14 protein-coding genes are annotated in these 15510 nt (G+C 43.5%); all 14 read right to left on the bottom strand.

Features of this window, described 5'->3' with window-relative positions:
• Positions 1-58: 58 nt before the first annotated feature.
• Positions 59-784 carry a hypothetical protein gene (locus MHI27_RS21255; protein ID WP_052404370.1) on the bottom strand — a complete coding sequence of 242 codons (726 nt, stop codon included), beginning with the start codon at positions 782-784 and terminating at the stop codon, positions 59-61.
• The gene (locus MHI27_RS21260; protein WP_405174673.1) at positions 781-1884 is read right to left on the bottom strand and encodes a hypothetical protein; all 1104 of its coding nucleotides are present in this window, start codon (positions 1882-1884) and stop codon (positions 781-783) included. The genes MHI27_RS21255 and MHI27_RS21260 overlap by 4 nt, the downstream gene beginning before the upstream one ends.
• Before the next feature lie 18 nt (positions 1885-1902).
• Positions 1903-2388, bottom strand: coding sequence for a hypothetical protein (locus tag MHI27_RS21265; RefSeq protein ID WP_052404371.1), 486 nt, complete (start codon positions 2386-2388; stop codon positions 1903-1905).
• The gene (locus MHI27_RS21270) at positions 2385-2972 is read right to left on the bottom strand and encodes an RNA polymerase sigma factor (RefSeq protein ID WP_179085770.1); all 588 of its coding nucleotides are present in this window, start codon (positions 2970-2972) and stop codon (positions 2385-2387) included. Before MHI27_RS21270 ends, MHI27_RS21265 begins: the two co-directional genes overlap by 4 nt.
• 94 nt (positions 2973-3066) lie before the next feature.
• Complete coding sequence (locus MHI27_RS21275) at positions 3067-3819, bottom strand: DnaD domain protein (protein ID WP_405174674.1); 753 nt, start codon at positions 3817-3819, stop codon at positions 3067-3069.
• Between the two features lie 26 nt (positions 3820-3845).
• Positions 3846-5144, bottom strand: coding sequence for an asparagine--tRNA ligase (gene asnS, locus MHI27_RS21280; protein WP_036676308.1), 1299 nt, complete (start codon positions 5142-5144; stop codon positions 3846-3848).
• Positions 5145-5165: 21 nt separating this feature from the next.
• Positions 5166-6374 (bottom strand): acetate/propionate family kinase, encoded by a 1209-nt coding sequence (locus MHI27_RS21285; RefSeq protein ID WP_042190106.1) that lies wholly within the window; start codon positions 6372-6374, stop codon positions 5166-5168.
• Positions 6371-7243 carry a 3-hydroxyacyl-CoA dehydrogenase family protein gene (locus MHI27_RS21290; protein ID WP_042129488.1) on the bottom strand — a complete coding sequence of 291 codons (873 nt, stop codon included), beginning with the start codon at positions 7241-7243 and terminating at the stop codon, positions 6371-6373. Before MHI27_RS21290 ends, MHI27_RS21285 begins: the two co-directional genes overlap by 4 nt.
• Before the next feature lie 133 nt (positions 7244-7376).
• On the bottom strand, positions 7377-8879 hold the full coding sequence (locus tag MHI27_RS21295; RefSeq protein WP_405174675.1) for an AAA family ATPase: 1503 nt from the start codon (positions 8877-8879) through the stop codon (positions 7377-7379).
• Positions 8872-9414, bottom strand: a complete 543-nt coding sequence (locus MHI27_RS21300; RefSeq protein WP_042190109.1) for a hypothetical protein — start codon at positions 9412-9414, stop codon at positions 8872-8874. Before MHI27_RS21300 ends, MHI27_RS21295 begins: the two co-directional genes overlap by 8 nt.
• 409 nt (positions 9415-9823) lie before the next feature.
• Positions 9824-10342, bottom strand: coding sequence for a DUF5590 domain-containing protein (locus MHI27_RS21305; protein WP_405174676.1), 519 nt, complete (start codon positions 10340-10342; stop codon positions 9824-9826).
• Between the two features lie 169 nt (positions 10343-10511).
• Positions 10512-11813: an amidohydrolase gene (locus MHI27_RS21310; protein WP_341128785.1), complete on the bottom strand. Its 1302-nt coding sequence runs from the start codon at positions 11811-11813 to the stop codon at positions 10512-10514.
• A complete protein-coding gene (locus MHI27_RS21315) occupies positions 11800-12453 on the bottom strand; it encodes a redox-sensing transcriptional repressor Rex (protein WP_076284581.1) in 654 nt (217 codons plus the stop codon). Before MHI27_RS21315 ends, MHI27_RS21310 begins: the two co-directional genes overlap by 14 nt.
• Before the next feature lie 131 nt (positions 12454-12584).
• Positions 12585-15446: an ATP-dependent DNA helicase DinG gene (gene dinG, locus MHI27_RS21320; protein ID WP_042190117.1), complete on the bottom strand. Its 2862-nt coding sequence runs from the start codon at positions 15444-15446 to the stop codon at positions 12585-12587.
• Positions 15447-15510: the final 64 nt, after the last annotated feature.

Consider the following 15510-nt stretch of genomic DNA (forward strand, 5'->3'; position numbering starts at 1 on the left):
TCGCTTCCCATACCACATTGGTCAGGAAGCGATCTTTTTTTTCAATTTAAGGCCATGATTAGCCCGTTACAACATTTCCATAAGTATCTCGAACAATCACTTTAACATTAGCCGGAGCCCCAACAGTCACGTCCAGCGTGTTCCTAGAATTATCGAATAGCAGATCTCTAGGAGTTTCCCCTAAAATGATGTATAGCGTATTCCCAACATGCTTAGTTTGAAGCAGCTGTTGTTCTTGTGCTTCTTGTAGCTTTCCTTTATTTGAAGAATAACTCCCGAATACATTCAGCTCGTTTCCACCCGTTTGATCTACTTTAATCCCATAAGGCTCTGCAGCTTGGATAATGATGGTACTAACGCCCTTTGGAACGGCTCCCTTCCAATCTGGCAATGCGTAACTTTCTTGCACAGCTGAAACGGTACGGCGAAATTCCTGTGTTAATCCTAAAGAACTAAATCCCGCAAAAACCAGACAACATACAGCTATAAACCCTACGAACAGAACGCTTAGCACATCATAATACATTTTTCCTTTTCCACGAAACCATAAAGTGTATATCACAATTTCTAAGCCTAATAATATAAAAATGATCGGCCACCAAGCAAGCGTCGTCTCAAACACTTCGGCGCCCCTCCACTGCGAGACCATGATTAGTGCTCCCAGAAATAAAAGGCTCAATCCCATCGACAACGTTCCCACACGCCAGCGTCTTGATTTATCTTCAGCAACCGGACGCTCACTTGAAACATTAACTCCTTGCTGTAATTCTGTCGGATTATTCAAGAATGACCACCTGTCCCTTTTCTCCCTTTATTGTTCTTGCTTCCCGCCATCAGCTTCAAACCACCGCCAATCAACAGCACAGATACGATAAAGGTCCTGAAATATTCATTGACTATATACTCTAAACGCCATCCAGGAAATCTGATATCAAGCGCAGGAACTGCGACATTAACTACAATGTAATACAGTCCTAGACACATCAGAGCAGCTCCAAGCCATCCTTGATGATTTAAAAATCCTTCTATGACTGGCTTATCCTGTAAAGGTTCACGTCCATGTCGGCTGACAAGCTGTAAGCCATCGAACAAACTGTAAAACCAAATGACTGGAATGAGGAAGAATAGCAGCGTTAAACGCAGTAGATCCATGACATAAATACTCCCTAGAAATAGCAGCATGAGCTGTAATCCTCTTTTTTGCAGCCCTAGATACATTTGTCCGGCACCCGGAAAGGCAGAAAGCAATGTAGCCAAAACTTTGCTACGGCGCCCCTCCTCACGACCAGCCTCCATCTCTTCGAATAGAGTACGATCTACCATTTCTTCTCCAGCTTGCTTACGATGGATTAACTGAACCGCATCAAACATACAATATAACCAAATCACTGGTAATACGCCAAACAGGAGAAGGAAAACATCACTTGACGTAATCCCTGCCAGGAATAACATCACGGTCATAAAACCGAAGAAAGAAATGAGGAAAGACAATCCTCGCTGCATCAACCCCATATGAAAATGACCCAATCCTGGAATGAACGATAATAAAATTACATGTACACGCTCATTATCGTCTGTCTTAGCGGGCATTGAAGAAAAATCAAAATTCGATCCATCTGGAGTCATTGCCGGAGCAGGCATCTGGAGCATTTTAACCACCAGATGCACCATCGAAACCGTCCCAATAAGTAGGAACCCTATCACACCCATTAATAGAATATCCTCGGCACCTTCAGCCACAGCTATTAAGAATGACATAAATAAGATGCCAAAGCTTAACAGAAGATAAACAATTCCCTGTGGGCGTTTTCCCATATAATAATGACCTGCTCCAGGAATCAAATTAAGAAAAAAAGCTTTTAATTTACTACGCTGCTGTTGCATATTTCATTTCTCCTCTCATCACTTTCTGCTGCCCATTAGCTGATCCAACCATCCGCTAGTTGCCTGTATGACTTGCTCGCTAAATGATGGGGAATTATCTTTTTTAGGGATCATAAGCTCCATTTGACCTGTGTGCAGCTTATCAAACATACCAGATGTCATAATCAACAGCGTAAGTGACGCGGCAACCGCATAATGAAAGATTGTCTTTTCATACCAGCGATATCGCCGTACCCCTTCTTCAACCGTCACTTGTTCCAATGCTGCTGACGATTCCGTCATACTAGCCCAATCTGCCATAACCCTCTCTGTAAAAATAGACGAATTCTCCAATGAAGGCAGATCCTCCTGTAGCTCATCCAACATTTCCATGTATGAAGTAAAACTTTCCGTATCTTCCAGCAGCAACTGTTCCCAATCTTCTCTGGTCGCCTCGTCCATGTGACCTTCAATATAAGATTTTGCTTGTTCCCGTTGGATTAGATCGTCTCCACGCTTCATCATAGCCATTCGTCCTCCTTCCAATGATTTCGGATCCATTGTCTCGCCCTATACAATCTGGACTCTACCGTCTTCAGGGAAATTCCCTGCTCTGCAGCAATCTGATCATATTTTTTATGTTCCAGATAATAAGCCACCATAATTTCACGATGAGTTTCAGGCAGGCTATTGATTTCACCGAGCAGCCGATCCATCCGATCACGGCGTATAACACCTGACAACACATCCTCTTCGTTGGAAGCGGTCTGGCTCAGTACAAGCTCATAGTCAACAGGAAGTTCCCTAAGTCGATCACGTTTACGTTTCGCATCAATTGCCTTATTTAAGGCGATCCGTGTAATCCATGACTTTAAGCCTTGATAACGGTAGTCAGGGAGAGATTTGTACATTTGTAAAAAAGCTTCCTGAGCAGCATCTTCAGCCATTTTGACATCGCGTAATACAGAATAAGTAATTTTGTAAATTTGCTGACTGTATGTATTTACAAATTGACGGAACGCATCCTCGTTACCTTGGCAAATCCGCTGGATTAATACCTCTTCTTCAATGACTCTCCCCTCCTTCCCACAGCAATAGACGCGCCCGATAACAACTACCCCTGCATTTTTTTATAAAAATATTAAAAAGAACCGCACTGACTTTAGCGATGGGCTAAAGCAGTGCGGTTCTCTCCTAATCTATCTATCTTCCGCCATTGCGGAATTTTTGTGTATAGTTCTTTACATCCTGAGCGTTCTTGACCCGGTTGCGGGCCCATTCCAGCAATATTCGATCAATATAACGGAAATGAACCTTTCCTGCAAATACAGATTCCTTCAGCGCTAACAGAATCAGCTCCTCGGGATACCGGTCTTGATCCACCCAACTGGATATCGTCTCACACTCCATTGGAGATAGCGGACGTCCGAATTCCTTTTCGAAAATACTGAATAGATTTCGGCTTTCCTCTTCAGCCCCGAGTTGAGAAGGAGATAAGGGGGGCTTTGCGCCGAATCCACCCCCTGAAGCAGCCCGCGGTGCCGACGTTGCATAGCCACCTACGTGCTTATCTTGCTCATGCTCTTGTACAACTGTCGCTAGATAAGCACCAAGCTTTCCGTATAACCCTGAGAAATTGTAGCGTTCATAATGGATGTCTCTTAGCTCATCGTTGTCTCCATCGATGCTAATAAAACCTTCCTTCATAAGCTTCTGTAACTCTCCTGCTAGTACAGATATGCTACGGCCAGTTACAACCTGAAGCTCCTCAAGAGAAGGGAAGTCAATCCCTTCCACCTGCCTGAAAGAAAGCAGATGTATCAGCAGCATAGCTTCACTTCCGCTTAAATTCAGCTTCCGGTAATACTTCAGTAATGCGTAAGGTATGACGGCCATTCCGTTCTCCAGACCGAAGGAGACGCCTTCGCCCCAGGTACTCCATCCTTTGCCGTCCATGAACGTCCCCCTTCAAATATAAGAACTTATGGGTAGAGACGGTACAGTGTACGTGGGAAAGGAATAGTCTCACGTACATGGTCAAGGCCACAGATCCAAGCTACAGTACGCTCAAGTCCAAGTCCAAAACCAGAGTGAGGTACAGATCCGTAAGTACGCAGATCCATGTACCATTTGTAAGAGTCCATCGAAAGATTATGCTCTTTGTAACGCTCTTCAAGCAGCGCAGGATCATCGATCCGCTGTGAACCACCAATAATCTCTCCGTAGCCTTCTGGAGCGATCATATCCGCACACAGTACGACTTCCGGACGGTTTGGATCTGGCTTCATATAGAACGCTTTGAAAGAAGCAGGATAATGAGTAATAAATACAGGTTTATCGTATGCTTCTGCGATTGCTGTTTCATGAGGTGCACCGAAATCATCACCCCAAGCAATATCTTCAAAGCCTTTATCGTTCAAGAACTTGATCGCATCGTCATAAGTAATGCGTGGGAATGGTGCTTTGATATTCTCCAGCTTGGAAATATCGCGACCTACCGCTTCCAACTCCGCACGGCAATTCTTCAATACAGATTGCACTACGAAGCTAATAAATTCTTCCTGAACCTTCAAGCTTTCTTCGTGATCTGTAAAGGCCATTTCTGGCTCGATCATCCAGAACTCAATTAAGTGGCGACGAGTCTTAGATTTCTCTGCACGGAAAGTTGGTCCAAAGGAATATACACGGCCTAGTGCCATTGCCGCAGCTTCCATATACAACTGTCCGCTTTGTGTTAGATAGGCGTCCTCATCGAAGTACTTCGTGTGGAACAAGTTAGTAGTTCCTTCTGCTGACGTTGGCGTCAGAATCGGAGGATCCACCTTTGTAAATCCACTCTCGTTGAAGAACTGTTGGATTGCACGAATAATTTCCGCACGAATTACCAGAACAGCCCGCTGCTTCGAGGCACGCAGCCAGAGGTGACGGTGATCCATCAAGAAATCTACGCCATGCTCTTTCGGAGTAATTGGATAATTCTCTGTAAGATGCAGAACTTCAATTCCAGTTACAGTCATTTCAAAACCAGATTGACTGCGAGGTTCCTCGCGGATAATTCCGGTCACATACAAAGAGCTTTCCTGTGTGAGGCTCTTAGCTGCATCCCATACCTCTTCAGGCACTTCTGATTTCACTACAACTCCCTGAATATAACCTGTACCATCGCGAAGCTGGAGGAACTGAATTTTACCACTGGAGCGCTTGTTGTTTACCCAACAACCGATAACAACACTCTCTCCAACATGTTCATTCACGTTCTTAATTACACTCTTGTTAGCCATGCCTTCAATCTCTCCTCTAATTTAGCCGTTAATTCCTTGCACAATACGGTGTGTATCACGTGCAATGACAAGTTCTTCGTTTGTCGGAACTACTAGCACTTGTACCTTGGAATCTTCCGTAGAGATACGACGTGGATCGCCGGAACGAACTTTGTTAGCTTCAGCATCCAACTCAATACCCAGGAACGTAAGGTTATTTAGCAGTTTCTCACGAAGCAATGAAGCATTTTCACCAACACCGGCAGTAAATACGATCGCATCTACACCGTTCATGGCAGCCGTATATGAACCGATATACTTGCGCAAGCGGTACTCATACATTTCAAAAGCTAGTGTGGAATTAGGCTCACCTTTTTCCATACCATCAATAATATCGCGCATGTCACTGCTTACGCCCGAAATTGCTAAGAGACCACTATGTTTATTCAACATGGAGTTAACTTCGCCTACGGACAATTCTTCCTTGTTCATCACATAAGGGACAATTGCTGGGTCAAGATCACCACTACGAGTACCCATCATCAAACCTTCCAGAGGGGTCATACCCATGGAAGTATCCACGGACACTCCACCTTGAACTGCAGTTACACTACCGCCGTTACCGATATGACAAGTAATGATCTTCAGATCTTCCAGCGGACGCTCCAAGTACTCCGCAGCAGCCTTGCTTACGAAGTCGTGTGATGTACCGTGTGCGCCATAACGACGAACTTTATATTTATTGTACAATACTCTAGGAATAGCGTACATATAAGCTTTTTCAGGCATGGTTTGGTGGAATGCAGTATCGAATACAACAACCTGCGGTACACCTGGCATATTTACTTCAGAAGCCGTAATCCCCATCATTGCTGCTGGGTTATGCAGTGGTGCAAGGTCAAACAATTGACGAATTTTCGTTTTTGCGTCAGCATCCACAAGTGCGGAGGATTTGAAGAACTCTCCACCATGCACTACGCGGTGACCTACAGCATCAATTTCTTTAATAGATTCAATTACACCATGCTCTTTGTCTGTAAGACAAGCAAGGACTTTGCGGATCGCAGTATTATGTTCCAGAATTTCACTTACTTCTGTCACTTCCGCTTTGCCAGTAGGTTTATGATTCAGAATGGAGGAATCCATCCCGATACGTTCAACCAAACCCTTAGCCAAAACCGATTCATCGGTCATGTTATACAGCTGATATTTCAAAGAAGAACTACCTGAGTTAATAACTAAAATATTCATACACGGTCACCATCCTTGTCGTACTTGAAGAAGCCTTCTCCTGATTTCATACCCAGTTGTCCTGCACGTACCATCTTCTTAAGAATTGTAGAAGGACGGTATTTCAGTTCTCCGTATTCACGGAACATATTTTCGAGTGCCGCAAGTACCGAATCCAGGCCAAATCTGTCAGCCATTTCAAGCGGTCCATATTGGAATTGATAACCAATACGCATAGCATCGTCAATATCCTGTGCGGAGGCAACGCCTTCTTGCAGCACATGCATAGCTTCATTGATAAACAAGCAAATGAGGCGTGATGTTACAAATCCTGGGGATTCATAAATCATTACACCTTTTTTCTCAACAATCTCATCAACAAAGGATTTTGTATCTTCAAAAGTAGCATCTGAAGTTTTCAGACCACGTACGATTTCTACAAGATCCACTTTAGCTACAGGATATATGAAATGCATTCCGATCACGCGTTCCGGATACATCGTAGAACTTGCAAGTTCAGTCAAGCTAAGTGTTGATGTATTGCTGGCAAGAATAATGTGGTTCGGGCATACTTGATCCAATTGATTCAAAATCTTTTTCTTTTCTTCCAAATCCTCAACAATGGTTTCGATAACCATGTCACAAGAGCTGAGCTCCGCGAAATGTGTCACTTTTTGAATGCGGCTAAGAATCAGCTTCTTCTCAGCTTGAGTGATCGCCCATTTCTCCAGTTGCTTATCTAGACTTGTCTCGATCATTTCGTAAGAGTAGTCCAGTTTCTCCGCGGTTTTCTCCACTAGTAATACATCCAGGCCTTTGGCTGCTAACATTTCAGCAATACCTTGTCCCATTGTGCCACCGCCGATGACACCTATTTTTTTGAAATTCATAAAAAAGTCTCCATCCTTTCAGGTATCTATACTTTTGTATTGTACCTTGTCTGTCGCAAAAATTTATAAAGCCCGACATATAATGATATCTTAGCATGCCTGAAAAGTAAAAAAAAATAACCAGCATAAATATTTATGCTGGTAAAAGGACGCTGTCACGAAATTGACATCGAAATTGCTCTCCAGAGAGTACTTCTTCCTTCATTAAAATGTCAAGAGAGTAATCAAATACATTTCGTTGCTTTTCAAGGTGCTCACGAGTGCGTGTCATCAACTCATCCAATATCTTACTATTTTCCTTCATAAGCTCTTCAGTGGTAACCATTTCCAGCTTAGCGATACCCAGCGAAGTTAAACCTGACTTCATCATCGTTTCCACAATATTCAGCGCCTGATCGAAATCACCGCGTGAACCTGTGCTTCGTCCACCATAATACATTTCTTCAGCAGCTGCTCCACCAAGTGCAATCATAATCTGATCTTCGAGATAATCTTTGGTGTACAAATACTGCTCTTGCTGAGGATTATGTCGCACATAACCAAGGGCTTGCCCACGCGGAGTCAGCGTAACCTGACTAACGCTTCCGGGACGTAGGAGCTCTGCCATGATGGCATGTCCCAATTCATGAATGGCGACTCTCTTTTTCTCTTCATGATTTGTTTCTCTATCCGTTTTTTCACCCATCATTACCTTGTCAATCGCCATCGACAGATGCCGCTGCTCAACTTTCGTCAAGTCCTCACGCATCATATAAATCGCAGCCTCATTCATGACACTTTCAAGCTGAGCACCGGAAAAGCCATAGGCTTCTTCAGCGATTTTGTCGAGACTCACCTCTGTATGAAGAGGCTTATTCTTCGCATGCAATTCGAGAATCGATTTGCGGCCCTTTTTGTCAGGCATGTCCACTTGAATATGACGGTCGAAGCGTCCAGGACGTAGCAATGCCGAATCAAGCATTTCTTTCCGGTTTGTTGCAGCTACCAGTAGAATACGCGGAGTTTCGTTATTATAAATACCATCCATCTCAGTCAACAGCTGATTCAAGGTCTGATCATATTCACGCTGCTGGCCGCCTTCACGTTTACCGCCGATTACGTCAATTTCATCAATAAAAATAATGGCACTCTGTTTATTTTCCTTAACAGCACGGTTACGGGCATCCTTGAACAAATCGCGGATCCGGCCGGCCCCGACACCAACATACATTTCTACAAATTCACTGCCTGATGCAGCCACGAATACAGAGTTTGTATAATGGGCAGCTGCTCTGGCCATAAGGGTCTTACCTGTTCCTGGAGGGCCAGTGAGTAGAATCCCTTTCAAAGGACGAATCCCAAATTTACTGATCTCCTCATGCCGGATCAAAAAATCGAGTGCCTCACGAAGCTCTTGCTTCGCATTATCTTGGCCACCTATTTCTTCAAAAGTGAGCTTTGAAGGTCCTTCCTTCTTGCGTTTCTTTCCAGCACCAGCGTTCACCGTAAGCCCGCCACGCAAATGAGCAATTATAAGTAATGCAGTAAGCATTCCAGCTGCTATAACAATCGGGAATATATTAATACCTAAAAAGGCCATGAAAATAAACAGCACAGGAATAAATCCGAGTAAAATTTCTTTAAGGTACTTAGGCATTATTCCATACCCCCAAGGTCGCAGGTTTTCGCGGCAAAATAATAAATTTGCTTTCTTTTCCATTACTCAAGCTTACGTACACATTGTTGTCGTCGATATCAGTAGATGCTATCACATCTTTAAATTCCGTATTTTGCTGTTTCAATCTATCAAGTTCTGTAGGTATAATCGTATATTTACGGCTCTCCATGGCTTCAGCTACAGAGAACATCGCTTTATCCCAGTAATCATCCAATAGTTCACTTGAATTTTGCTCCACATCGAGTTTAAGTTTACGTCCTTCAATCACTGATTTTCCTTCTTTGGATACATACGATACTAGATCACGTAAATTCGTGCCCGGCTGCAAATCAAGTTTCAAAGTGACCTCATCGCGGTTAATACTAATATGTGAAGTATTTACTCCCTCAAATCCGGTTACAATCTTTTGGAGCGGTTCCTGTAAAGCAAACTGACGATACAAAAAGAATCCTCCGAATAATAGCATAGCCGACAGTAGAGACGTTATCAGTACAGGTACAAGACGTAATTTCAAGAAACGTCCTCCTCTCAAAGATGAAAAAATGTAAACAGAATGATCCAAAGTCATAGCTGCTAAGAGCTCATCAGAGCCTGACGTTCTACTAACACTGTTCTAATTACAAACAGTAGTATATCACAGGTGTATATACTATATTGAAAAAAAGTGTGAAGATATTTAAAATTTTATTTTTTAATTCTTTCCATTTTATTAAATTTATTGATTTAATTCGACAAAAAAGGGCTGTTACTCTTAACTAACAGGCCTTTTTTCGCATGAATCTTTAAATCCCAATATATAAAAACTACTCTTATAGTATATCACATTTCGTATACTTATAGTATATCAAATAATATGTCATCGGAACAAAAACAAGCGAACCATAAATGGTCCGCTTGTTTCTCCTATAATGCTTTTGTTTAATTTAACGGCTAGGTAAACTGTAACCTTCACCCATTCGAGCCCCATCTGAGAACCGATAAAATTGATAATAATATCGACCGCTTTGTTTATAAAAAAGCTGCCAAGCATACTCCCCGTTATATACTCCTGGCAACAACCGCTCAATGCTGATGTCCGGAAGATCGGCTTTTATAAGGCTACGTATTTTCGCTTCAGAGGTTCCTTTACTTAGTTCTTCAGCATATACTGCGTCGGTTCCTTCAGCAAACTTCCCGTCTACAGTAAAACGTACCCAAACCATCAACTCGGTCCCGGCTTCATTCTTCCCTGTTAAGACCCAGTACACCGCATTTTCATCCCACACGGATTTCTGCGCTTTGGTTACCTCTGTCAGACCAGCACTGGTTTTAGCGACATCCTTAGCGATATCTCGCTCGTTCCATTGATCTTTCATAATATAAGCATAGAACTGGATAAGTCCGAACAGAAGGAGCAGAATCAGAACTGACCCCAGGAGGATCCATTTTTTCCTTTTCTTCAAGGTACAGCTCCCTTTCTAGTAATATATCTTTTTTGATTATATAACACACCTGTGTGTTTATCCAAAGTTTCATATCCAATTCAATGATCTAATTATCAGAAACACAAAAGGCTGTAACTTTGCAATCGCAGAAAGTCACAGCCTTTCAGTTATTCGTTATGATCTTAGACTACCGTTTAAGCAGTCCATCAAATGATTCTTGTGCCTTACGACGGATTGCTTCCTCATCTAGCGTTACACATTCTCCGTGTTTTACAACCTGTTTACCATTCACCCATACATGCTCAACATCCTTGGCACTGGCAGAGTATACAGCATGAGACAACAGATCTGTGTGTGGTAGCAAATGCGGCTGGTCTATATCAATCGCGATAAAGTCCGCTTTCATGCCAACAGCGAGTCTACCCACATCATTTAAAAAGATAGACTTTGCGCCATACTCTGTAGCTATACGCAGCGCTTCCGGAGCTGGGACAGCCGTCGGATCACCACTTACACCTTTATGGATGAGGGCTGCAAGACGCATCTCTTCAAACATATCCAGGTTATTATTGCTTGCCGCACCATCTGTACCCAGTGACACCTTCACACCAGCCTTTAGAAGATCCGTAACCCGAGCCACTCCACTAGCCAGTTTCAGATTACTTCCTGGGTTATGAGACACGCCTACATCATGACGAGCCAGTATCTCGATCTCTTCATCATTCAAATGAACGCCATGTGCAACAATAGACGGACGTGTGAACATTCCAAGCTTCTCTAAATGCGCTACAGGCCGAAGTCCGTAATCCACCACATTCTGCTCCACTTCGCGTTTGGTCTCGGACATATGGGTATGCATCGGTAAATCCAAATCATGTGCCGCTTGTACAAACTTAACAAAGAAGTCCGGTGGGCAAGTATATGGGGCGTGTGGCGAGATCATCGTCGTAATTCTACCATCAGCCTTACCATGCCAATTTCGTGCAAAAGAAATCGCTTCCGCAAGCTTGTGATTTTGTACTTCCTCTGGGCATAATCCGATTACGCCTCTCATCAGTACGGAACGGATGCCTGATAATTCGACTACCTCTGCTACTCGATCCATATGATCATACATATCCAAGAAGGTTGTAGTACCACCTTTTAGCATTTCCAGTACCGACAAGGAGGTTCCCCAGTATACATCTTCTCCAGTGAATTTCGCTTCCATCGGCCACATCTTCTCTTGAAGCCACACCTGAAGTGCTAAATCATCTCCATAACCACGAAGCAATGACATTGCGGCATGGCCATGTGTGTTTACCAGACCTGGCATAAACAGCAGACGACTGCCATCAACAACTTGCACATCATCTTCCATTAAAGGTTCTTCTTTTCCTATGTAAGTGATCAAATCATCTTCAATAGTCATATATCCGCTCAGAACCGGCTCATCCGTTCCCGGAATAAGAAAACGCCCGCCCTTAATAATCGTTTTACTGCTCTTCATTTCCGCTTTCTTCCTTTCCGTCTTTCAAATAATAAGCAAGGCTTTGCAAATCCGTTGTAAAATCGGCAGCATGAACCCGGATATTCGATGGTGTTTTTAGAATCACTGGTGCAAAATTCAAAATCGCCTCAATGCCAGACTCAATGAGAATATCTGCTACATTCTGCGCTTCTGAATCAGGCACAGTAATTATCCCAATTCGAATACCTTGCTCACGAACCGTCTGACCAAGCTCCTCCATCGGTTGAACGGTAAGAGAGTTGATTTTCCGCCCTACCTTAGGTGCATAGGAGTCAAATATAGCGGTAATCTTCATAGTATCTTTCAGATAAGCATTGTAATTAGATAATGCATGTCCAAGGTTACCAGCACCTACTAAAGCCACATTCAATTGTTGATCCAGCTTCAGAATATGACGGATTTTTTCAATAAGATAAGTTACGTCATACCCGATACCTTTTCTACCAAAGTCTCCAAAATAAGCTAAATCTTTACGAATTTGAGCAGGATTTAAATCAAGTTTTTGTCCTAGTTCTTGTGAGGAAACGGTTAATATTTCACGTTTCTGGAGATCATTCAAGAAACGCAAGTACACAGGAAGTCTGCGAACAACGGCTTCTGATATTTTATCCGATTTCATAATTTACCTCCTAATTTAAGTGATATTCTGTTCAAATCCTATCGAAATATCTGCACCTCGTCTCAAGGAAGAGCGGTATTCTTATACCGCCCTTCCTTGTAGAGTGATTAATAAGATCGATGACGTTCTTTTCAAGAAACGCCTCCGTCTTCCAACCACTCCGCTATACGAGGAACCATTTGATCCGTAAGCATATGCTCCATTTTCGGGCCAGGCAACGAATAGAGGAAATACTTCCCATAGTGAGATTCGATCACCCTTGTGTCATACACAATAACAATACCCCGATCTTGCGCTGTCCGTACCAGCCTCCCAAATCCTTGCTTGAAGCGAATAACCGCCTGAGGAACAGACAACTTCATGAACGGATTCTTTTTCTGGGCTTGTAATAACTCAGACTTCGCTTCCGCTAGGGGGTGGTTTGGCGGTTGAAATGGGAGTCTCACGATGGCCAAGCATGTTAATGCTTCACCTGGAATATCTACACCCTCCCAAAAGCTGCTTGTTCCTAACAGTACAGAAGCTGCACTGTCCTGAAAACGGCGGATCAGCTTGCTACGGCTGCCCCCCTCCACGCCTTGACCTAACACCGTGATCTCTTGTGAGGCTAGAGCCTCTTTCAGAGGATCGTAAACCTGGCGTAGCATCTTGTAAGAAGTAAACAGGACAAGCATCCGCCCACGTGTTGTAATAGCTGCTTCTGCTAGTGACTGTACGAGTGTATCGACAAATCGGGCATCGCCTACACTCCCCTTCACACTTGGGAAATCCCGCGGAATAACTAACAGCGCCTGCTCCCGATACTTAAAGGGAGAAGGCAGGAGTGATGTCATCAGACGCCCCTCTTCCGCAGCTTCATTAAGTCCGAGATTATCAATCATAAACTGGAAAGATTTATCCACAGAGAGTGTCGCCGAAGTTAGTACGATACTTTTCTTCTTGTCGAAAAACAGCTCCTTAAGCTGAGTACTAACATCAACAGGAACGGCATACAGCTGTAGCGATTTACTGCGATAATTTCCATTCGCCTCCAGCCAATATACTACATTCTCATCATTTAATCCCATAAAAAACCGTACTTGCTCACGTATAGAAGCTAAATCCTTAAATAAGCCGCTAATATCGGTAACTAGGCTATCTGAGGAAGATTGACCTTCTTGATCTCGCATCTCATTAAGCATTTTATCACCTTTACGGATAATTTCGCTTAATGTCAGATTCATAGTATTCTCTAAAGCAACCAATTCATCCCAATCTTTCGGTTTACGGGTAGGAAGTAGCCGCATGACTAACTGGCCGGCTTCTCCCGCCGCTGCATCGCTGCGTTCCGGCAAGAGGCTGAATAGTTTATCACTAAGCAGATCCCAGGTTTCTTTTACGGTAAGAAGGTCCGGATAGATTCTATCGATCACTCCGCTCCATTCAGAAGCTTCCTCACTGCCTGATGACTGAAGCATTTGGCGAAGTGTAGGAAGTTGGCCATTTCGACTATCCTTATAAAGACGCGATAGTGTATGTGCCACCGTGAAATGCTTCATATGCATGCCTAAATGCTTGCCAGCCACGTCCTCCAGATGATGGGCCTCATCTATTACAAGATGTTCATAAGCCGGAAGTAGTTGATGCCCAGCCTTAACATCTGCGAAAAGTTTAGAGTGGTTCGTAATGACCACGTCTGCAATACCAGCTTCATGCTTAGCCCGATGATAATAACACTTACGGAACCAGGGACACGAGCGACCCAGACAAGAATCGGTATCGCTTGCCACCGTCTCCCAAAAATCTCCGCCACGTCCACTTAGATTAAGCTCTTCGTCATCTCCTGATTCACTTTGTGTCAGCCAAACGATCATCTGAGCCGCAGTAAGCGCATCTTCCCTCGGACTTATAAAGTCTTTTTTATTAATTTTATGTTCGAACTTACGAAGACACAAATAATGCCCTCTGCCCTTAAAAATTGCAGCTTTAAATGGAAAAGGAACTACCTGCGTTAACAAAGGAATATCACGCTCACGCAATTGATCCTGCAGATTAATAGTATGAGTGCTGACCATGACTTTTTCATTAGTGCGTACGCTTTGGTATATGGCAGGCAATAAATAACCAAGGGATTTACCGGTTCCTGTCCCTGCTTCGATCAATAGATGCTTGTCTTCGGCAAGTGCCGTCATCACCTCATTGATCATAATATCCTGAGCTTCTCGGCTTTCATACTGTGGCAAAGTTTCTTTAAGTCGTTTCGTTACTTCATCCATATAATCTGTAAAAGATAAATTGTGTAGTGGATTTTCAGCATGCTCGTCTCGAGGTGGAGCTAATTCGTTCCAGTCTCCTACAGCAAGCGCTAATTGACGATAGAAAGTCAGATCACCTTCGGGCTGAAGCGTCTCCGCTTCCCGTTCACGCAGCAGACCATCAAAATACCAACCCAGATCACTATCCTCTTCCGTAAACAGCTCACAGAGTCTCTGAATCGTCAGCAGAGGCAAATCGTAGAGCTCCTCCAGACATTTCAGCAATACAAGAGCAGTTGCGAGAGCATCACTGTCTGCCTGATGCGGACGATCGTGCGTCACTCCAAAATGTGCACTAACTGATCCTAGTTGATAGGATGTGAGGGAAGGAAAGCAGATTTTCAGAAAATCAATCGTATCTAAAATCCGCCCTTGAAATGGTAAATACCCACATCGGTCTAAAGCATTTTGCAAAAAATGGAAGTCGAATGCGACATTATGCCCTACAAGCACAACATCATCCAAGAGTGGGACAAGCTCCATCATCATCTCATCCAGCTCAGGTGCATCCTTTACATCATCGTCGGTAATCCCCGTTAGACCAGTTATAAAAGGAGGTATCGGCGTTCCGGGCTTGACGTAGGAACCATATACCCGGGAGATGGACCGGTCTTCTTCTATAATTGCAAGGCCAACCTGGATAATTTCACCCACGGATTGGGTTCCCGTTGTTTCAAAATCAAGCACGGCAAATTTCATTATAATTCTATTCCCTTTCAATTGAGACTCTTAATCAGCATAACAGAAGTTGCGAAAAAAGGCG

Source organism: Paenibacillus sp. FSL H8-0261, from assembly GCF_045040645.1.
In the GTDB taxonomy this organism is placed as follows: domain Bacteria; phylum Bacillota; class Bacilli; order Paenibacillales; family Paenibacillaceae; genus Paenibacillus_AQ.